Source organism: Salinivibrio kushneri, assembly GCF_027286325.1.
GTDB lineage: Bacteria > Pseudomonadota > Gammaproteobacteria > Enterobacterales > Vibrionaceae > Salinivibrio > Salinivibrio kushneri_A.
This window is the reverse complement of record NZ_CP114589.1, coordinates 122,563-141,564: the sequence shown is the minus strand read 5'-3', so window position 1 is coordinate 141,564 and position 19,002 is coordinate 122,563. Positions and strand designations below refer to the sequence as shown.

At 49.8% G+C, this 19,002-nt stretch carries 19 protein-coding genes; 13 read left to right on the top strand and 6 right to left on the bottom strand.

Going from position 1 to position 19,002, the window contains the following annotated elements:
• Nucleotides 1-1,401, bottom strand: a complete 1,401-nt coding sequence (locus N8M53_RS13545; protein ID WP_269580392.1) for a multicopper oxidase family protein — start codon at nucleotides 1,399-1,401, stop codon at nucleotides 1-3.
• Between the two features lie 128 nt (nucleotides 1,402-1,529).
• Nucleotides 1,530-2,303 (bottom strand): EAL domain-containing protein, encoded by a 774-nt coding sequence (locus tag N8M53_RS13540; protein ID WP_420066622.1) that lies wholly within the window; start codon nucleotides 2,301-2,303, stop codon nucleotides 1,530-1,532.
• A 397-nt stretch (nucleotides 2,304-2,700) separates the two neighbouring features.
• Between N8M53_RS13540 and N8M53_RS13535 the strand changes: the two genes are divergently transcribed.
• Entirely contained in the window at nucleotides 2,701-3,315 is a 615-nt protein-coding gene (locus tag N8M53_RS13535; RefSeq protein WP_269580390.1) for a DNA-J related domain-containing protein, read from the top strand.
• Nucleotides 3,316-3,398: 83 nt separating this feature from the next.
• Here N8M53_RS13535 and N8M53_RS13530 read toward each other — a convergent pair whose 3' ends face one another.
• Together N8M53_RS13530 and N8M53_RS13525 are read right to left on the bottom strand one after the other, a co-directional pair.
• On the bottom strand, nucleotides 3,399-3,695 hold the full coding sequence (locus N8M53_RS13530) for a DUF406 family protein (RefSeq protein ID WP_269580389.1): 297 nt from the start codon (nucleotides 3,693-3,695) through the stop codon (nucleotides 3,399-3,401).
• A 238-nt stretch (nucleotides 3,696-3,933) separates the two neighbouring features.
• Nucleotides 3,934-5,589 carry an AMP-binding protein gene (locus N8M53_RS13525; RefSeq protein ID WP_269580388.1) on the bottom strand — a complete coding sequence of 552 codons (1,656 nt, stop codon included), beginning with the start codon at nucleotides 5,587-5,589 and terminating at the stop codon, nucleotides 3,934-3,936.
• A gap of 363 nt (nucleotides 5,590-5,952) precedes the next feature.
• On the opposite strand from N8M53_RS13525, the gene N8M53_RS13520 reads away from it, so the two are divergent.
• The 3 genes from N8M53_RS13520 to N8M53_RS13510 all read left to right on the top strand — a co-directional run bounded on the left by N8M53_RS13520 (nucleotide 5,953) and on the right by N8M53_RS13510 (nucleotide 8,476).
• Complete coding sequence (locus N8M53_RS13520; RefSeq protein WP_046075717.1) at nucleotides 5,953-6,435, top strand: TetR/AcrR family transcriptional regulator; 483 nt, start codon at nucleotides 5,953-5,955, stop codon at nucleotides 6,433-6,435.
• Nucleotides 6,436-6,758: 323 nt separating this feature from the next.
• Entirely contained in the window at nucleotides 6,759-7,142 is a 384-nt protein-coding gene (locus N8M53_RS13515; RefSeq protein ID WP_269580387.1) for a hypothetical protein, read from the top strand.
• Between the two features lie 146 nt (nucleotides 7,143-7,288).
• A complete protein-coding gene (locus N8M53_RS13510; RefSeq protein WP_269580386.1) occupies nucleotides 7,289-8,476 on the top strand; it encodes an acetate kinase in 1,188 nt (395 codons plus the stop codon).
• A gap of 176 nt (nucleotides 8,477-8,652) precedes the next feature.
• Here N8M53_RS13510 and N8M53_RS13505 read toward each other — a convergent pair whose 3' ends face one another.
• Entirely contained in the window at nucleotides 8,653-9,162 is a 510-nt protein-coding gene (locus N8M53_RS13505) for a cytochrome b/b6 domain-containing protein (protein WP_269580385.1), read from the bottom strand.
• Nucleotides 9,163-9,371: 209 nt separating this feature from the next.
• Here N8M53_RS13505 and N8M53_RS13500 point away from each other — a divergent pair, with 209 nt between their 5' ends.
• The 7 genes from N8M53_RS13500 to N8M53_RS13470 all read left to right on the top strand — a co-directional run bounded on the left by N8M53_RS13500 (nucleotide 9,372) and on the right by N8M53_RS13470 (nucleotide 15,717).
• On the top strand, nucleotides 9,372-9,989 hold the full coding sequence (locus N8M53_RS13500; RefSeq protein WP_269580384.1) for a thermostable hemolysin: 618 nt from the start codon (nucleotides 9,372-9,374) through the stop codon (nucleotides 9,987-9,989).
• A complete protein-coding gene (locus N8M53_RS13495; protein WP_269580383.1) occupies nucleotides 9,973-11,478 on the top strand; it encodes an AMP-binding protein in 1,506 nt (501 codons plus the stop codon). Before N8M53_RS13500 ends, N8M53_RS13495 begins: the two co-directional genes overlap by 17 nt.
• Nucleotides 11,479-11,486: 8 nt before the next feature.
• A complete protein-coding gene (locus N8M53_RS13490) occupies nucleotides 11,487-12,179 on the top strand; it encodes a TenA family transcriptional regulator (RefSeq protein ID WP_269580382.1) in 693 nt (230 codons plus the stop codon).
• A 9-nt stretch (nucleotides 12,180-12,188) separates the two neighbouring features.
• Complete coding sequence (locus N8M53_RS13485; RefSeq protein ID WP_269580381.1) at nucleotides 12,189-13,025, top strand: SDR family oxidoreductase; 837 nt, start codon at nucleotides 12,189-12,191, stop codon at nucleotides 13,023-13,025.
• Entirely contained in the window at nucleotides 13,012-13,656 is a 645-nt protein-coding gene (locus tag N8M53_RS13480) for a tetratricopeptide repeat protein (RefSeq protein ID WP_269580380.1), read from the top strand. Before N8M53_RS13485 ends, N8M53_RS13480 begins: the two co-directional genes overlap by 14 nt.
• Complete coding sequence (locus N8M53_RS13475) at nucleotides 13,653-14,309, top strand: response regulator (protein WP_069587928.1); 657 nt, start codon at nucleotides 13,653-13,655, stop codon at nucleotides 14,307-14,309. Before N8M53_RS13480 ends, N8M53_RS13475 begins: the two co-directional genes overlap by 4 nt.
• A 64-nt stretch (nucleotides 14,310-14,373) precedes the next feature.
• On the top strand, nucleotides 14,374-15,717 hold the full coding sequence (locus N8M53_RS13470) for an ATP-binding protein (protein ID WP_269580379.1): 1,344 nt from the start codon (nucleotides 14,374-14,376) through the stop codon (nucleotides 15,715-15,717).
• Between the two features lie 20 nt (nucleotides 15,718-15,737).
• Here N8M53_RS13470 and N8M53_RS13465 read toward each other — a convergent pair whose 3' ends face one another.
• Nucleotides 15,738-16,622: a LysR family transcriptional regulator gene (locus tag N8M53_RS13465; RefSeq protein WP_269580378.1), complete on the bottom strand. Its 885-nt coding sequence runs from the start codon at nucleotides 16,620-16,622 to the stop codon at nucleotides 15,738-15,740.
• A 118-nt stretch (nucleotides 16,623-16,740) separates the two neighbouring features.
• Here N8M53_RS13465 and N8M53_RS13460 point away from each other — a divergent pair, with 118 nt between their 5' ends.
• Both N8M53_RS13460 and N8M53_RS13455 read left to right on the top strand, forming a co-directional pair.
• Nucleotides 16,741-17,847 carry an alkene reductase gene (locus tag N8M53_RS13460; protein WP_269580377.1) on the top strand — a complete coding sequence of 369 codons (1,107 nt, stop codon included), beginning with the start codon at nucleotides 16,741-16,743 and terminating at the stop codon, nucleotides 17,845-17,847.
• A 37-nt stretch (nucleotides 17,848-17,884) separates the two neighbouring features.
• Nucleotides 17,885-18,889: a zinc-binding alcohol dehydrogenase family protein gene (locus N8M53_RS13455; RefSeq protein ID WP_269580549.1), complete on the top strand. Its 1,005-nt coding sequence runs from the start codon at nucleotides 17,885-17,887 to the stop codon at nucleotides 18,887-18,889.
• Nucleotides 18,890-19,002 lie beyond the last annotated feature (113 nt).

The following is a 19,002-nucleotide window of genomic DNA, read 5'->3' as shown; positions in this document are numbered from 1 at the left end:
CTATGCGACCTCGACAAACCCCATCAGGCCGGTTTTCATGTGCTCAATGACATGGCAATGATACATCCACCGGCCTGGGTTATCGGCCACAAACGCTGCCTTGGCGTGGCCATTTTTACCCAACAGCACGGTGTCAGTGTGGAAAGGTGTCACCGGTTTGCCATCCATTTCCAGCACAGTAAAGGTGTGGCCGTGCAGGTGAATCGGGTGATGGTATTGGGTGACATTCTTTAAATCGAAAATATAGGTTTTGCCCCGTTCGAGTGTTGCGATCGGTTCAGGAATATTACCTTTACTCATTCCCTCCCAGGCTCGCTTATTCATCAGCCAAAACTCGTGTTTTCCTTTGCCTTGCTTATCAGCAGGTGTGATGGCACCCGCCCACTCAAAGACAAAGTGGCGGGTTTCGGCGTTGGCTAAATCAAGCGCGGGTACAGGGTTGAGCGGTAGCGCCGGAAGCTCTTTCTCGCGCAAATGCGAGGGCGTCGAGATAAAGCTCGCGAGCAAGAAAGGAAAGTCACCTTTCATGTGCATTATTTCGACTTTTTCGCCGGCGTTTGGTGCAATCAGGCCAATATCTAGCCGCATCCCTGGGGCTATCTTGTGTTCTTCTAACCGGCGTGGTGTGGCAATCGGGTTACCATCGATAGCGATGATCCAAGCGTCTGCGCCGCGCACTTGAATCGGATAGGTGAGCGTATTGTCCACATTGGCCAAGCGCAACCGTGTGGTCGCCTTTTCTTGCAGTGTGTATTCAGGATGATGAGTACCATTCACGGTGCCCCACTCACCGGGTGTGCCCATGCGAGCGCTATAACGAGGAATAGCGAGATCTTTCCATTGCCCTTGGCGGTCGAGGTGCCAGTGCTTGAGCATGAGAACATGTTCTTCGTCAAACGCGATCGGTGATGACTCTTCCACCACAATGGTGCCGACCAGCCCTTTTCCTAGCTGCACGACAGAGTTCATGTGAGGGTGGTACCAAAAGGTGCCGGCATCCGGTGGGGTAAAACGATAGGTAAAGGTTTCACCGGGCTGAATAGGCGCTTGGGATAAAAAAGGTACACCGTCCATTTCAATTGGGATACGCAGTCCATGCCAGTGAATGGTGGTGGGTTCGTTGAGGTTATTGGTAAAGTGAATCGTCACTGGCTCGCCTTGGCGGCAGCGGATAGTAGGGGCTGGGATGTTGCCATTAAAGGCGAGCACGTCGGTTTGATAACCGGGCACCAACTCGGCCTGACTGGGCTCAGCGCTTAAATGGTATTCCCATTGGCCGCTTTGCCGAGAGGCAGAGACTAGGGAGCAAGCGGGTAGAGTGGAAAGCGCCGCTATGGCTGCCGTTTTTTGTAAGAATTGGCGTCGGGAAACGCCCTGAGAGCTCAACTTATCCCAGCTCATCCTGTAAACCTCCTCAACATGGTGAATGCTCGCCAGTATACCCTGGAAGACGATAGTTGAGAAAGATTATCAATTGTGAGTGTGAGGCAGTTAAAACAGCGAGCGGTCAAACTCGCTGGGCAGTCAGATTATTGACGATGGAAGGCATCTAGTCCAGGTGCTTGATTGATTTCAGGTAAACACTCAAATCCAGGCTTAGCGATGTAATAGCCCTGAAAAAAATCGACCCCCAACCCGACCAAGCACTGCAACTCTGCCTCTGTTTCAACGCCTTCGGCAATAATTTGACGATGTAGCTCCTGACACATAGCGACACTATGGCGAACAATGGCCTGCTTGGTGACGTCAGTGTCAATATCCCGTACCAATGCCATATCCAGTTTCACCATATGGGTATCAATATTAGCCAGCGCTGTTAGGCCGGAATAGCCAGCACCAAAGTCGTCGATTGCGGTCAAAAAACCTTGCGAGCGGTAATAGCGAATAATGCGTTGAATATGGCCGTAATCCAACACTTCTTCACCTTCGGTGAACTCAAACAGAATCTGATCAAGTGGGAAGTTATAGTCATTCGCTGCTTTAAGGGTGGTACGAATACAACGCTCAGGCTCGTAAACCGCATTGGGCATGAAATTAATGCTGAGATAACAAGGGATACCCAGCTCAGCGGCCAGCTTCACCGCCTTGATGCGACAGGTTTGGTCAAACTGATACTGATTATCTGCATTGACATGTTGGAACACACTGCCTGCACCACTGCCATCTAATCCCCGAGCTAGCGCTTCATAGGCATAAATGGAACCGGTAGAAAGCTGAATGATCGGTTGGAATGCCATGGTAAAATCGAAAGCGAGTGGCTGGGCATCCCTGCAAGCCTCACATTGTGTAGAAGAAGCTGTCATAGAAAAGAGGTTGTTTAGTCTGTGCTTGTAGAAAGATTAATGGAGTTCTGGGCAGAATGCGAATTAGATGACAAAAATTATGGGGTTTGCACGGTTTAAGATGAATGCCTTGTGATGTCGACTCGACATAAACAGACAAGACTTGGTTTTAATATGCCAAAACGGTCTCTTTTTCATCATAAGTTGGCACTGGATATGCTTAATATTAAATCGGCAACGTTGGGAGTGTCATTATGATGGCGGAGAACGCGGTCAAAAGTGCGTGCTTGGAAAATGGATTTCCCGATATTTGCTACAAAATAGCCAGAATTGGTTTATACCTTAATAAGGTGGCTTTACAACCAACCCCAAGAGATGCCGGTTCAAGGTAGCTGGCCAGTGACAGAGGATGAACGTCATGCTTGCTGAAAAACGGGATGAAATAGACAACCCCCTGATTTGGCCAATACTCAGTATTCTAGAATCAACGCGACAAAGCTGGAAAGTGCACCACCTACTCGGTGAGCTGCAAAAAGACACCATGATGGCCCAGCTCGATGCTGACCCCCACCTTGATTTATTCAAACGCAACTTCCTGATTATGAATGCACTGTATCAACTACAAGAAATGTTGTTGCCGCAGCAATGGTTGCAGGTTGAGTCAATGGATATTCAGCTGCAATGGCGGGTCGGCAGCAGTGGTTTTGTAGCCAAAGAAATTGATTACCAGGATCCGTTGCGTGATTACTACATGGACTGGAACAACTACGATGCCAGCCAAGATGACGTTAAAGAGCTGCTGTCGTCGTTTTGGAAGCACTACCAGCGCCATATCGGCAACGAAGCGCCGGGTGAAGCCATGCTGGAGCGCAATAAGGCGCTAAAAGTGCTGGGGCTCGACGAGCATGCCAGCGAGCATGAAATTCGTCGTCAGTGGCGCAAAATGGCACTCAAGTGGCACCCAGATCGGCCCGAGGGAGATGCAACCACCTTCCGTGAAATGTGCGAAGCTTGGCAAAGCTTGCGCTTATAAACAGCGTTCGGCAAGCAACAACAGGGTGTGAGATAACACCCTGTTGCTTAACCCCTTAAACGCGCGTTGTTTTCGCGTCACACTCACGCGTTATTCAGCCCGCGGCTGCGCAATTCAAAAATCAGCTTTTCGGCACTGCATTCAAATTGCAGTTTGATGTGAGCGCGACTGCCATCGAACTGTTGCGGATCAAAGTCATGCTTCACGGCAGGATTAATGCTTTCTGCAAGGGATAGGTATTGCTCGAAGCGTGCTTGCACCGCGTCCTTGCTGTCGCCGTGAATGGTCACTTCTGCCACTTCGTCGCCTTCAGAAATAATGTAACCTATTTCAGCGCTGACACCGCATGCATCACAGGTGTCGGTTTGATTCTCTTTCATGATATTTCCCTACGTTAAAAGCAGCAGGCGTGAAAAACGTGCTGGTGGCCTGCTGTAAGTCGATACGACGATCTTTAGCAAAGTATTGGTTGTGGCACATTGAGGCAGGTCAGGTTTTGCAGTGTTTGTAGCGACACGTAGCGATAGCAAGCGATACAGGTACTGACAAAGACATCACCCACCATTCGCGTTTATGCCATTGGTGGGTGAGCGTTATCATGCGATTGGGTTTAAGGGATCAGTCCCAATCTTCTTCCCATTGTACTAAGGTGCCTTTCGGCCAGTGAGTACCGATATCATGATACTCTTGCTCAAGCTTGTGGCGGCGAATTTTCAGTGTTGGCGTGAGTTTGCCGTTTTCAATGCTCCAAGGCTCTTTAATCATCAATACGCCTTTGATTTGCTGGTGTGATTCCAGCTCCCCATTGATAGTATCAATCACCTTCTTTACGCGACGCTCATAACGTGCGCGGTCAAAGTTGGGAAAGTGATGTGGCAGCGCGAGTAGAATAGGCGCAGGCATGCCTGAACCAATCACACACAGCATCTCGGCATTAGAGAGCTCGAACAAACGCTTTTCAATCGGCACCGGCGCGACAAATTTACCTTTGGCGGTTTTAAAGGTGTCGTTTTTACGCCCCGAAATACTGAGATACCCCTCACTGTCTAGTTCACCGAGATCACCCGTATGTAACCAGCCATCCACCAAGGTCTCGGCTGTGGCCTCTTCGTTTTTGTAGTATCCACTGAACAGGCCTTCGCTTTTTACCAGGATTTCCTGGTCATCGGCAATTTTTATCTCAACCCCAGGCCCAGCATTACCGACTGTGCCAATCTTATCGGCTCTAAAGGGGTAGTTGAGAGTACTGTAGGCATAGCTTTCTGTCATGCCCCACGCCTCGGTAATGTGTAATCCTAGCTTTTCATACCATTGCAGTAATGCGGGCGAGACAGGGGCTGAGCCGCAGCCCAACACGCGTGCCTGATCCAACCCAAGGTTTTTAGCGATTTTGCTTTTAATCAAGTTATTGACCAAGGGGATGCGAAGGAGAAGGTTAAGCTTTCCGTCTGGAAGCTTCTCTTGAATCCGTTGCTGGAACAGCGTCCATAAGCGAGGAACAGAGATAAATAGCGTCGGACGATGCATTTTGACATCTTCGATAAAGGTATCAAGCGATTCAGGGAAAGCGGTAGGTATCCCGCCCATGATGGCCGAGCCCATGATGTAAACCCGCTCGGTAATATGCGCCAGTGGTAGATAAGAGAACAGGCGGTCATCAGGCTCAATGCCAATATGGTCAATTAACCGCTGAGCTGACCAGCAGTAGCCGCCATAACTTAAAATCGCCCCTTTAGGTAATCCAGACGTGCCGGAAGTATACACTAAAGACATCACATCACTGTCTTGATGCACAGGGCGCTCATCTGATGCTTCATGGTTGGCGATCAAATCATGCCATTCGTAATGGCAGCTAAACGTGGGGTAAGGAAAGGCAATGGTCTTTAAGCCTGGCATGCTTTCCAGTGAGGCACTCAGGGCTTTACTGTCATCAAGTTTGCCCACAAACATGGCTTTCGATTCACTGTGAGTCACCACATGGTCAATGGTGTCTGTCCCGGCCGTTGGAAATATTGGCACACTGATATAACTGCCCATCATCATCGCTAAATCGGCAATAAACCATTCCGCGCAGTTTTTAGAGATGAGCGCGACCTTATCACCGGGCTTCAGTCCCATGTCACGCAGAGCGGTGACCATGCGCAATGCTTGGTCGGCCACATCCGCAAAGGTGTAGTCATGAAAGCGGCGGCCGTGAATCTGGCGGAGAAAAACATGGCTTGGACGTTCATCGGCCCACCGTAGGATCTGATCGTTCGGTTTGATATGTGACATTGGACTTCCTCATTGTCGCAACGTAAGAATACGTTTAAACGTTATAATAATGTTAATTTAGTGATCAGGAGCGAGGGGAAGCAAGATAATCATTTAAACACGTGTTCAAATTATGACTGATGGCACTATTTGCAGTGATTTGCCACGGATTTTTCAGTTTTTTCATATTCTTCTCAATAAGGTTTTTGGAAGTTTGATCCGCTTCAGCGTCTTGGTAAAGCGTTAGTGTCAGGCTGAGTGGGTCAGTCTGTACTATTTTAAAAGGGGCGGGACTTTTTCGTGAGTTAGCCTGACCGCGAGCCGAGTGGCGCGCGTGTCATCACAGCGCCAATGACGGCGATTGACGGGGAGAACAGATTACGCATGCCAAAACGCAGTAAAGCCCAAACACAGCAAACCATCGAGACTATCTTGGCAGAAGCGAAGCGGCAGCTGTTGGCGCTTGGTTATGAAGGAATGTCTTATACCACGCTCAGTGAAGCGACAGGCGTATCGCGCACCGGGATCAGCCACCACTTTCCCCGCAAGCAAGATTTTATGGTCGCATTAGAGCCTTTTTTGGTAGAGAGCCTGCGTACGCCCCTCGATACTCGCAGTACCATCAATGCGTTTATGAAAAGCTGGATGCAAGCGATGCATGCCGAGGGTGAGTTTAAAGCAACGCTAAAGCTGTGCTTTTATGTGTTAATCAGCGGCAAAGCCGATAATGGTGCCGCATTCAGATGTTTAAAAACACTACAGCAAGAGTGTGAACAACAAATGCAAACCGATTTAACGGTCGCTTTTTCGCAACTGTTGGGTGCCAGTGTGTTGTTATGTCGTCAGCGAGCTGAAACGAAATCCTAATGTCATGGTTATTTTTGATCAGGCAATGGGGTGAGAAATGACTTCCCGTTAACAGACAGCCCCTGCGTTTCTTGTTATCATTACCTCGCTTTCTAAGCAGCACATGAATTTTGGAGACAACCATGAACAATACCGACCATCCTCCGAGTCTGAACGGAGAAAAATAGCGACAGTTGGTATTGCTGTATCCCATCGTTACCAACTGTCGCCGATAGTTGGCCCCGCCCGCTTTGTTTTTCTCCTCTCGCTGTGACACATCACTCTGCCTAGTTGGGCACTATGTTGTTGATGGTCGTTACCTACTGCCAATCGGGAGATTCGCCATGACGGTAATGAACAACCCTTTTACTGAATCGACCACTTTCTCAACGTCAGAGATCGTGGCCGCTCGCAATGCCTTTTTGCAATATGAAATCAACAAGCAAGTTGAATTGCTCACAGTTATGCCCCATGAGGAGTGTATGGCCGTGCTGGGTCACTGCTCGGTGGCGCATGTTCACCAACTGCTTGATGAACTAAACCAACAAGGCCATCAGCATCAAGCTAATCAATATGCTCATTGCTTGGGTCTCGTTGTGCCTCATACCAGTATTCGTCAACGTGTCAGTGCTCAGATAAATCAGTGGCGTTTCAGAATCGCCATCAGCATGCTGATAGTGCTCGCCACCGCTATCTTGAGCTATCTATCGGTTTTTGTTTTTGTCTAGTCCGTGCGCACTTAGCTTGATCTTACGCAGTAAATTGTTGCGCAATTATGCTATCACTATAACGATAGTTGAATTGTTCAAAAATATTTTAATAATGGGGTCACGGCTGTGAGCCGCGACCCCAATTCTGCCAATAAGGTAACCCTATGAGTGATGCACTGGTACTCGTTATTAATTCAGGTAGCTCGTCGTTAAAATTTGCACTGATGGATGCGCAAACTGGCGATGCGGTGATTTCCGGCGCTGGAGAATGCTTTGGGCGCGATGACGCGCGGATGAGCTGGAAAGTCGACGGTGAAAAAACCGAGAAAACCTTAAGTGCAGGAAGCAACCACCACCAAGAGGCCATGGACATCATTGTGGGCCTTATCGAAAGCAACCAATTGAGTGACAAACTGCAGGCCGTTGGCCACCGTGTGGTACATGGCGGTGAAACCTTCAGCCAAGCTACCCTGATTGACGATGCTGTACTGGCGCAAATTGATGCGCTAAAAGCCTTGGCGCCACTGCATAACCCCGCGCACGTAGTGGGCATTAAAGCGGCACGCAAAGCCTTCCCAAGCTTGCCACAAGTGGCGGTTTTCGATACGGCATTCCATCAAACGATGCCAGAAAAAGCTTACCATTACGCGATTTCGCGTCAGCTCTACAACGATTACGGTATTCGCCGCTATGGCTTCCACGGTACCAGCCATTATTACGTGAGCCGTGAAGCCGCCAAATGGCTTAACCAAGCGCCTGAACAAAGCAACGTGATTACCGTTCATTTAGGCAACGGTGCCTCTTTGTGTGCGGTCAAAGAGGGTCAAAGTGTCGACACCAGCATGGGCTTTACGCCGTTAGCCGGTTTGATGATGGGCACACGCTGTGGCGATATTGATCCATCCATTCTTGAGTTCTTGTCGCAAAAAGGCTTAACCACTGAGCAGATCCACCATGAATTGATCGATAAAGCCGGTTTACTCGGTGTCTCGGAATTGACGAACGATTGCCGAGGCTTGGTCGAGGCGGCAGAGCAGGGCCACAAAGGCGCACAATTGGCACTAGAAATGTTTGCTTATCGTGTAGCAAAATACATCGCAAGTTACATGGTGCCGTTATCCCGCCTCGATGCGATTGTTTTTACCGGTGGAATTGGCGAAAACTCACTGCCAGTGCGTGAGATGATCCTCAAAGAGCTGGCTATTTTCGGCTATCAGGCGGATGCCGATGCCAACGCCGCCGCACGTTTTGGTGCCGCAGGGCAAATCACCACCCAAGCGTCACCGCTAGCATTGGTGATCCCAACCAACGAAGAGTTAGTGATCGCACAACAAGCCATGGCAATGGCCTGATCTCTGCACCGTATTCGGGTATCAAGCGAGCCTCAAGGCTCGCTTTTTTTGTGGTCACTCGCCATGATCTTGCCAGACAAGCAAGCCGACTCTCGATAGGCTAAGCAGGACGAGCGCAAGAGAAAAGAAAACGAGAATAGGTCTAAAATTGCGAAGGCTTGTCATCTTTGCACCACTTAACGCAGCATAGATTTAATGTAGTTACGCTTGCCAAAACGACTCATCAAAATGGCGGCGCTAACATGGATAGTGACGAGTACCAGGGTTGCGTTGGCAGCAAACTCATGGACTTCTTCTAACCATTCGATCTCTTCACCTGACCGCGTCATTGCCCAGCCAGTCAAAATGGTGACGAGGAGCAATCCCCAAAGACTCCAAATCATAAGTGCTGCGGCAGGGTTATGACCTGAGCTTGTATGATCACGTCCGCGTGTAAGGTTGCTGAAGTGAGCACGAGCGGCAGAAAGCGAGGGAATAAAACGGGTTAGTCGTGCTTCTGAATGCGTGAGCATTCCCCAAATCAGACGTAAGGCAATGGCCCCAAGAATCACGTACCCAAACCAGCGATGAATGTCACTGCCTTCTTCCGTGACGCTCATATTGGCAAAGAATAATGCAGCAATCAGCCAATGGCTGAACCGGGCGACTCTGTCCCATTTAAATGGTCGGGTGGTGTTGGCGGTCATGATAATTTCCTCTCATGTGGTTATGCCTTCACTCTATGAGAGGAAACTTAAGAATCACTTAAGAGGGGCGAAAAAATAAAAAAGTTATATTTTACAATTGGATAAATTTGTTGGGTGCATTTTTTATCGGCTGGAGGAGCTTCTTAAGCTTTTCTTAAGTATCGCGCCGTAAGCTCAGTGACAATCAGCCAATAAAGGATGTCACCGCTATGGTCAATTCAGCGAGTCGATTTGACATTGTTACACCAGACTCAGCGAATCGCGCTGAAATAGAGGCGTATATTGCTGAACGCTATCAACAAGCCTTCAACGCGACAATTACCACCTTCATGCCTTATTTGTCCTGCCTGAGAGGACAAGACGATCGCTTATTGTCGGTGTGCGGCTATCGCCCCGCTGCGTATCAGCCGCTTTTTCTCGAACAATACCTTACCGATGATGTGGCTGACGTACTTAGCGCTCACTATCAGCAAGTGATCACACGTACCTCAGTGATTGAGTTTGGGCAACTGGCCTCATTCTCTTCGGGAACGTCACTACCACATTTCTACGCTTTAGCGAATGGGCTGCTGTCACACGGATACCTATGGTGTGTGTTTACCGCCACAGGGCCGCTATATGCACTTATGCGACGATTTGGCCTTGATCCCCATCTACTGACTGATGCGGAAGCGAGTCGTCTACAACCCGCCACTGATCAATGGGGCAACTACTACACGCGGATGCCTCGTGTCTGTGCCGGTCACCTTGCTCAAGGTGCCGAGCAGTTGGAGCGGATTGTGTCTCACCACCGCCATACGGAGAATGCTAATGCGCGTCTTATTTGAACGTTTGGCTGACTATGCCAGATCCCAACCTGATCAGGTTGCTATTCACGGGTCGGATGCATCTGGCGACTGCCTGATACTGACCTACCAAGCGCTTTGGGGACGGATCAGGGCGCTGAGTGAAACGCTATTGGCGCTCGATACACAGATGATTGGGCTTGCCGGTGACAACAGTGTTAGTTGGGTATTGATCGATCTTGCCGCTGCGTATGCAGGCATCTCAATTGTACCGATCCCGCCCTTTTTTACGGCGGACCAACAACAGCATGTCTTGGAGACTGCGAGGGTAGATTGGGTGATTGGCTCGCTACACCCTGATGTCGCATTAAGCCACGCATCTGTGACTACATTGGCGGGATTACCATGCCATGCACGAGACGTAGACGCACTGCCAGCGTTGCCTCCTGCCGTAAAGGTCACGTTTACTTCAGGCTCGACCGGTTCTCCCAAGGGCGTGGTATTGAGCGCAGCCACGTTGGAGAGCGTTAGTGTATCGCTTGCCAGTACCGTCTCCACTAATGCGGTACCCTCCCGTCATTTAGTCGTCCTTCCCTTGTCCACACTACTGGAGAATATGACGGGTGTTTACGTGCCTCTTTTGCTTGGGGTGACGACAGTGATCCCATCCAGCAATGACTTGGGGCTGATCGGCTCAAGCCAGTTAAACCTGAATCAATTGATGAGCGGACTGATTCGTTATCGTCCGCAAAGCTTGGTACTTACCCCTGCGTTATTGCGAGCCGTCATCCATCTTGGTGAACAGCATCCTGGTGCGGTTGCCGATCTCAAGCACGTTGCTGTCGGAGGCGCAAAGGTGGCACCGGCCTTATTGCGCGCAGCAAGCCGGCTTGGCTTATCGGTTTTTGAGGGTTATGGCTTATCGGAGTGCGGATCAGTGGTGAGTTTGAATACCTCCGAGCACCATTGTGTTGGCAGTGTGGGTAAACCGTTACCTCACCATCGTGTTTTTCTGGCTTCAGACGGTGAAATCATGGTAGTGGGCGCGACATTCTCAGGCTATCTGGATCGCGACTTTCACCCTCACCAAGGCGTCGTTGCGACGGGAGATATCGGTGAGTTTGATGATGACGGCTTTTTGTACGTGAAAGGTCGCAAAAAAAATCAACTCATTACGGCTTTTGGCCGCAACATCCATCCAGAATGGATTGAGGCGGAAGCTATGGCCTATTCGGCGCTTAGCAACATGGTGGTATTGGGAGAGGGGAAGGACTACCTGACTGCCATTATTGGTAGCGACTCTCCTGAACAAGCAAAGCAGCAGCTGATCCAGCTTAACCACCAACTGCCCGATTATGCGCAGCTCCGAGCGGTGATATTTACCGCTCCTTTTCATCAGCAACCCCATTTAATTACGGCAAATGGCCGCCCTAAACGCGATGTCTTTTGCCAACAATTTGAGCCGCAACTTAACACGTCGGCCCAATCATTACTGACTGACGAAACCCTGCCACTCACGGCACATTCCTAGGAGGATTTATGGATAATCAAGGTTTTTTCCATGTACTAGAGAAAGAAACCGCTCAGGCGAGAGCCTCAATGCTGAGTGTGCCTGTGATTGAGGCTTGCGACGATAAGGCGATCTCGCTGCAAACCTACACGGCCTTTCTTGTTCAGGCTTATCATCATGTGAAGCATACCGTTCCATTACTGATGGCCTGTGGTTCTCGGTTGCCGGAGCACTATGAATGGTTACGCCAAGCGCTCGGCGCATACATTGAGGAAGAGAAAGGTCACCATGAATGGATCTTGGATGACTTGCGCGCATGTGGCTTTGATGCCGAACTAGCGAAGGCTAACTGCGGTGAAGGCCAAGTCGGGTTAGGGATTGAGATGATGGTGGCGTATTTATATCACCAAATTGATCGTAAAAACCCAATGGCCCTATTTGGCATGGTTTGGGTGTTGGAAGGGACGAGTGTCTCAATCGGCGGCTCGATGGCCGCACTGATCCAGCAAATGCTTTCTCTACCCGATACAGCGATGCGGTATTTAACGTCACACAGCACCTTGGACGTAGAGCATATTGGCTATTTTGCCGATTTGATGAACAAGGTAACGGATCCCGCGGACCAACAAGCCATCATTGATAGTGCGAACCGTGTTTATGCGCTGTATGAATCAATGCTGCGAGCACTTCCCATGACCACGACACAGACCCAAGTGGCATAGGAGGCGGTAATGAAAAACACAATTATATTGCTAACAGGTGCGACAGGGGGCATTGGCCGAGCTCTGGCTGATGCACTGGCAAAAAAAGGCGCAATACTTGTGCTCGTCGGCCGCCATCTCAATGCGTTGCATGATCTTAAAAATCAGCTTGTGAATGACGACCATCATCAGATCATCGAAGCAGACATTGGTACAGCTGAGGGCAGAGACAAGGTGAATCAGCATGCACGATGGCTGGGCCAACAAGGTACGCCTATAGAAATGCTGATCAATAATGCGGGGGTAAATGGTTTCAATTATCTATCCATGCGCGCAGATGACAGTATTGAACATGAAATTGCCATCAACCTAACCGCCCCTATTTTGCTTTGCAAACATGCACTCACGTGGCTCGCACCGACAGGCCTCATTGCCAATATTGGCTCAACCTTTGCTGGTATCGGTTTCCCCGGATATGCCAATTACGGTGCGACGAAATCAGGCTTGTATCGCTTTACCGAAGCGTTAAATCGGGAGCTACATGGCACTCAGCAGTGTGCCATTTATATCGCGCCTCGAGCAACTAAGACGGCGTTAAATGATGCACGTGCAACGGCGATGAATAAGCAATTGCGAAATCATGTGGACTCACCAGAGTGGGTAGCGAATCACATTATTCGTGCCATCGAAAAGCGTTGCTTTGCGACGTGGCTCGGGTGGCCCGAAAAACTGTTTGTTCGTCTGAATCAACTTTTTCCATTGTTAGTGGGTCATGGAATCGCAAAACAAAAAGACATCATTGATTTTCACGCCAATACGCCACAAGGCTTGCCAGTTGTAGAGGAATCGCACCATGACTATTCGTAAATCATTTTATATTACCGTATGGGCACTCAGTTGTTCTTTGATCAGTGCGACAGCGCTGGCCGACCCTATCTTGGCTAAGATCCAGACACGCTGGGCACAATGTAACTACACTGTCGAAAGCAGTGACGACAAAGTGGCGTGCTTCGACCGTTTAATCGATGACACGCAAATTGCACTCCTTGCTCAACCAGCGCGTCATGATCTGAAAATATGGCTTGCTATCAATAAGAGCTCGTTAGCCGGGGTTGATGGTGGCATGGGAGCATTAGGCTTGGTCAAGGATGCAAAAATCCTACTTGAAGATGTGATAACACAGGCGCCGGAAACGCTGGACGGTTCGGCCCTAACGAGCCTCGCGACGTTGTACCACAAAGTGCCGGGCTGGCCACTCGCCTTTGGTGATGACGATAAGGCTGCTGAGCTGTTTAAAAAAGCACTCGCGATCAATCCAGACGGTATCGATCCGAACTATTTTTATGGCGAATTTCTGGCGGATACCGGAAAAACAAATCTCGCTGTGGCATTCTTGAAGCATGCACAGCAAGCCCCTGCACGGCCGGACCGTCCTCTTGCTGATCAAGGACGCCAACAAGAAATTATCCAAAAACTGAAGGAGCTTAATCAGCAATGAGGCTGCTACTCGTCGAAGATGATTGCATGCTAGGGGAGTCCATGGTGGCGTCGCTGCAGCGTCACGGCTATACCGTTGATTGGTTGCAGCGAGGCGGTGGTGTGGATGCCCTGTTAAATACCGAAAGCTTTACCGCCATCATTCTCGACTTAACCTTGCCAGACACTGATGGGCTTCATGTGTTGCGTAAAATTCGCCGCAAACATAGCGATATCCCTGTGATGATTTTGACCGCACGCGATGACATTGATGACCGTGTGAAAGGGTTAGATGGTGGAGCCGACGACTACATGATCAAACCTTTTGCGCTCGAAGAGCTATTGGCGCGTCTGCGCGTCATGATTCGGCGTATTTCCGGTTATGCCGATACCACCATGTCATGCCATGGCGTGACCTTGTCGATGGCAACGGGTGAAGTGGATATGGAGGGTGCACCTATTCGGTTAACTCCTAACGAGTTCAAGCTGTTATCCACACTGATGGCACACGCTGGCCGAGTAATGAGCAAAGATCAACTTCAACAAGCGCTTCATGGTATGGATGAGGGAATTAGTCCGAATGCCATTGAAGTCCATATTCACAATTTACGCAAAAAAACGGGTGGAACCTTGATTCAAAACATTCGTGGGGTTGGGTATATCATTGAGAAATAAACAGCGCCCACATTCAATAAAACGCCATCTTACATTCAGCACTGTGTGTGTGGTGGGGGTGTTAATGTTTGTCTCTTGGCTGCTGGTGTATAGCGAAGCTCGTCATGAAATTAATGAAGTCTATGACGCGCGATTGGGGCAATCGGCAAAAACGTTGGCGCTGTCGGTAATGAGCTGGGGAGATCAGCCGCCAGATAACTTTACACAAAGCTATACCTATTGGTTAAACGCGATCACTGCCAACGCAAAAGATGACGATACGACCACACCATTTGGTCACCCCTACGAAGATAATTTGTTTTTTCAGTACCGTGTTAATGATGCATTAGTTGGCAAAAGTCCGAACGCACCGGCGCAATGGATAGGGACATCGGACAACCCCGGATTTGATATGGTTACCGCAGCAGGTGAACAGTGGCGCACCTTCCTATTAGTATTCACACTGCCGGACAAACGGCAAGCGAGTCTGCTGGTGGCGGAAAAAGAGGCGATTCGCCAAGAGTTGATGACAGAAGTCTCGTTGACCATTGGCTTACCCCAGCTCCTATTGATCCCACTTTTAGCGGTTATTGTTGTGGTGTTAGTTAGCCGCGCATTTAGGCCGCTAGGCGAATTAAAAGAGACGATCGCTGCGCGCAGTGTTGATAATCTCGATCATATTCATGTCTCACAACCCACCGTTGAACTTTCACCACTCGTCAAGCAGATCAATTATTTGTTTTCTCAGTTGAATAATGCCTGGGTGCGTGAAAAGCGTTTGGTCAGCACTGCGGCACACGAGTTAAAAACCCCCCTCGCGGTGCTGCGACTCAATGCAGAAAACGCCTTGTCTGCGACCACAGAAGCGGAACGTGATAATGACTTGACCAATATTCTGAATGGCATCGATCGAACTGATCGTGTTATCCAACAGTTGCTCATGCTTTCGCGGGTGGAGCAGCAAAAAAATACCGAAGTCACGCAGGTAGATATTGTTCCATTGTTGCGAGAACAAATCGCTGCGCTCGCACCGATGGCATTGACACAACAACAGTCAATAGAGCTTGAAGGGCAAGAGAGCCTGTGGGTCAAAGGCCATCCTGTGATGTTGTCAGTGTTATTTACTAACCTGATTGATAATGCCATTCGCTATGCAGGAAAAGGCGCATCTATCAGTGTGATCACCAGCCACTCAGCCAATACCGTCGTGGTGGAAGTGATTGATTCTGGCGACGCGATATCGGACGAAATTAAGAGCCGTATTTTTGACAAATTCTTCCGCGGTCATACCGAGAAAGGTGATGGGGCGGGGTTGGGAATGTCGATTGTCAAAGACATTGTGGAACAGCATCACGCGAGTATTATGATTCAAAGTCCGTACTTTTCTGACTATGGCAATGGTTTTACGGTGACTTTTCCAATGGTTTAGGCATGTGAGCATTCATAACCTTACGCCAACTGGTCGCGCAAGAACCGGTGTAACGCCTTGACCGCTGGGGTGAGTTGGTGGCGCGACGGGCATAACAAGTGGAGTGGAGCCTGCTCGCCTTGCCAATCGGTGCACAAAGGCACTAACCGTCCTGCACTCAGATCCGCTTTGACATCAAGTGCCGATTTATAAGCGATCCCTTTTCCTGATAATGCCCATTGCCTTACCACGCCGCCATCATTGCTGGCGCGCCGCCCCGTCACACTGACTGCAATTTCTTCCTCTTGGCGATGAAACTGCCAACGGTTATAGCGCACTTCATTGAGCTCGTAGAACAGGCATTCATGATGTTTCAAATCGAAAGGATGCGAGGGGTTTTTATGCTGAGCTAAATACTCGGGGGAGGCCACGAGCACCCGACGATTATCTTTAACCAACGGCATTGCGATCATACTGGAATCGCCCAACACACCATAACGAATCGCGATATCAATAGGCTGGGAAAACAACTTGGCTTGCTCGTCGGATAACGACAGACGGATGCTGATGTTGGGGTAAAGCGACATAAAGACATCAAGCAGCGGCAGGATTACGTCACGGCCCAAGTCAGATGGCGCGGAAATAAGCAGCGAGCCTTGAATTGTATCGGCGTTTTGCAGCTGTTGCTGACCTTGTTGTAGTAAGTCCAAGGCTTGTTCGCTGTAGCGCAGAAACTGCTCGCCTTGCTGAGTGAGTCGCAAACTGCGTGTTGAGCGCACAAATAGCGGGCTGCCTAACTCAGTTTCTAACCGTTTCATGGCGGCACTGGCAACGGCGGGAGACACATCTAATTGTCTGGCCGCGCCAGTTAAGCTGCCGTATTTGGCCGCTTCGACGAAGATAGCCAGATCTTGAAGTGCTTTCATTATCAAAAAAATGTTGAAAGAGATGTCTCTGTAGCATGGTTTTTCTTTGTGGTGATTGTCAATAGGCTGATAGCCACACACTGACACGATCATGCGCTAACACCACAAGGAGACCAGTATGTCTTTATTTGATGATTATCAACAGTCTGAGCTTTCGCTCGCGAACCGCATTGTCATGGCACCGATGACGCGCGCTCGCACTGACCAACCAGGCAATATTCCTAATGCGATGATGGCTGACTATTATCGCCAACGCGCTAGCGCAGGGCTCATCGTGACGGAAGCGACGCAAATCTCCCCACAAGGGCAGGGGTACAGCTTTACGCCGGGCATTCATAGCGACGCTCAGATCGCGGGCTGGCGTCATGTTACGGATGCCGTGCATGCTGAGGGAGGCAAAATCTTTTTGCAGCTGTGGCATGTGGGTCGTATGTCGCACCCCATTTTTCACGAAGACGGTTTGCCTGTCGCACCGTCGGCATTATCTCCTGAAGCGAGTGTATGGATAGCTGACGAAAATGGCGGAAGCATGCGTCCGTGTCCTATCCCGCGTGCATTGGAAACCGACGAAATCCCACGCATTGTCGATGATTACCGACAAGCTGCTCTGAATGCGGTAGATGCCGGCTTTGATGGAGTGGAAATTCACGCCGCCAATGGCTACCTCATCGACCAGTTTTTACGCTCGACCTCCAATCATCGTGAAGATCAATACGGCGGCAGTCGTGAAAACCGGATGCGCTTTTTGGTGGAAATCATGGCAGCGATTAGTGAGGCGATTGGTGCGTCACGCACTGGGATCCGTCTGGCTCCATTTATCACTGCGCGTGGAATGAACTGCCCTGACATTATTCCCACCATTCTTGAGGTAGCGAGCCATGCCAATCAATTGGGCCTTGCCTATTTACATCTTGCCGAAGCGGACTGGGATGATGCGCCGCAAGTTGATGATGATTTCCGCCATCAGCTACGCGCGCGGTTCGGCAATGCGATCATTGTGGCCGGAAAATACGACCAACCCAAAGCAGAGAGTCTGATTGCTCGTGAGTTGGTGGATTTAGTGGCATTTGGTCGTCCTTTTATTGCCAACCCAGATTATGTCGCCCGTCTCCAACATGGCTGGCCTCTGGCTGAATTTAACCCTCAGACCTTGTTTGGTGGCAACGAAGCAGGCTATGTCGACTATCCCAACTATTCCGTCTCCCACAGCTATCACACAGAGTGAGGACATCATCATGACAACACAAACATTACCGACAGAGATGCATGCGGTTGGTTATCGCTTTGCACACCCGATAGAAAAGGCCACATTGGCTGACATTATTTTACCCACGCCGAGTCCTGGCGATGATGACTTGCTGGTGGAAGTGAAGGCGGTTTCTGTTAACCCTGTGGATGTCAAAATCCGCGGTAACGTCGATGCCCCTGAGGGGCAGCATAAAGTGCTGGGGTGGGATGCGGCGGGCATTGTGCGTCAAGTTGGCCGACATGTGACGGAGTTTAAGCCCGGCGATAGAGTGTGGTATGCCGGCGCGCTCGATCGGCCCGGATCGAATGGTCAATTCCAGTGTGTGAATGCAAAAATAGTGAGCGCCATGCCTAAAACGCTGTCCTTTGCCGATGCCGCCGCCATGCCATTAACTGCACTCACGGCATGGGAGCTACTGTTTGATCGCTTAAAAGCCGGACTTGAGCCAGAGTCGAGCACCTTACTGGTTGTGGGTGCAGCAGGCGGGGTGGGTTCGGTGTTAACTCAGCTTGCGAAGCAACTGACGTCGTTGACGGTGATCGGTACCGCGTCGCGACCAGAGAGCCAAGCGTGGGTGAAAGAAATGGGCGCCGATCATGTCATTGACCATGCTCAGCCCTTAAAGCCGCAACTTGATGCGTTGGGAGTCGAAGCGGTAACCCATGTCGCGAGCCTCAATCATACCGAAGCGCATTTGGAGCAACTAGTCGATTGTCTGATCCCGCAAGGCAAACTGGCGTTGATTGACGACCCAGAACAGCTCGATATCCGAAAGTTAAAGAGCAAGTCGATTTCGTTGCACTGGGAGTTCATGTTCACCCGCAGTTTGTACTCGACGACGGACATGTACCAACAACATGTGATCTTGGCGAATGTGGCTAAATTGGTTGACCAAGGCGTGCTAAAGGGCACGGCCTCTCATCAACTCACTGGGCTTAATGCAGCCAATTTAATCCTTGCACATCAAGCCGTAGAAAGTGGTCGAACAATCGGGAAGTACGTCATCGCTGAAAGCTAACCCACCTTACTTGCATTAAGCCTTATTTGCATTAAGCCTTATGTGATCCGGCATAAGGCTTTTTGTATACAATGGTAGACAATGTGCATCTTTTTTTGATTTCATACCCGAAA

What these genes read in the sequence shown, in the direction of transcription:
- N8M53_RS13515 (WP_269580387.1), top strand. Translation starts at nt 6,759, where the DNA reads ATGACGGTAATGAACAACCCTTTTACTGAATCGACCACTTTCTCAACG.
- N8M53_RS13520 (WP_046075717.1), top strand. Translation starts at nt 5,953, where the DNA reads ATGCCAAAACGCAGTAAAGCCCAAACACAGCAAACCATCGAGACTATC.
- N8M53_RS13485 (WP_269580381.1), top strand. Translation starts at nt 12,189, where the DNA reads ATGAAAAACACAATTATATTGCTAACAGGTGCGACAGGGGGCATTGGC.
- N8M53_RS13500 (WP_269580384.1), top strand. Translation starts at nt 9,372, where the DNA reads ATGGTCAATTCAGCGAGTCGATTTGACATTGTTACACCAGACTCAGCG.
- N8M53_RS13545 (WP_269580392.1), bottom strand. Translation starts at nt 1,401, where the DNA reads ATGAGCTGGGATAAGTTGAGCTCTCAGGGCGTTTCCCGACGCCAATTC.
- N8M53_RS13530 (WP_269580389.1), bottom strand. Translation starts at nt 3,695, where the DNA reads ATGAAAGAGAATCAAACCGACACCTGTGATGCATGCGGTGTCAGCGCT.
- N8M53_RS13480 (WP_269580380.1), top strand. Translation starts at nt 13,012, where the DNA reads ATGACTATTCGTAAATCATTTTATATTACCGTATGGGCACTCAGTTGT.
- N8M53_RS13475 (WP_069587928.1), top strand. Translation starts at nt 13,653, where the DNA reads ATGAGGCTGCTACTCGTCGAAGATGATTGCATGCTAGGGGAGTCCATG.
- N8M53_RS13535 (WP_269580390.1), top strand. Translation starts at nt 2,701, where the DNA reads ATGCTTGCTGAAAAACGGGATGAAATAGACAACCCCCTGATTTGGCCA.
- N8M53_RS13495 (WP_269580383.1), top strand. Translation starts at nt 9,973, where the DNA reads ATGCGCGTCTTATTTGAACGTTTGGCTGACTATGCCAGATCCCAACCT.
- N8M53_RS13525 (WP_269580388.1), bottom strand. Translation starts at nt 5,589, where the DNA reads ATGTCACATATCAAACCGAACGATCAGATCCTACGGTGGGCCGATGAA.
- N8M53_RS13505 (WP_269580385.1), bottom strand. Translation starts at nt 9,162, where the DNA reads ATGACCGCCAACACCACCCGACCATTTAAATGGGACAGAGTCGCCCGG.
- N8M53_RS13490 (WP_269580382.1), top strand. Translation starts at nt 11,487, where the DNA reads ATGGATAATCAAGGTTTTTTCCATGTACTAGAGAAAGAAACCGCTCAG.
- N8M53_RS13470 (WP_269580379.1), top strand. Translation starts at nt 14,374, where the DNA reads ATGTTTGTCTCTTGGCTGCTGGTGTATAGCGAAGCTCGTCATGAAATT.
- N8M53_RS13510 (WP_269580386.1), top strand. Translation starts at nt 7,289, where the DNA reads ATGAGTGATGCACTGGTACTCGTTATTAATTCAGGTAGCTCGTCGTTA.
- N8M53_RS13455 (WP_269580549.1), top strand. Translation starts at nt 17,885, where the DNA reads ATGCATGCGGTTGGTTATCGCTTTGCACACCCGATAGAAAAGGCCACA.
- N8M53_RS13540 (WP_420066622.1), bottom strand. Translation starts at nt 2,303, where the DNA reads ATGACAGCTTCTTCTACACAATGTGAGGCTTGCAGGGATGCCCAGCCA.
- N8M53_RS13465 (WP_269580378.1), bottom strand. Translation starts at nt 16,622, where the DNA reads ATGAAAGCACTTCAAGATCTGGCTATCTTCGTCGAAGCGGCCAAATAC.
- N8M53_RS13460 (WP_269580377.1), top strand. Translation starts at nt 16,741, where the DNA reads ATGTCTTTATTTGATGATTATCAACAGTCTGAGCTTTCGCTCGCGAAC.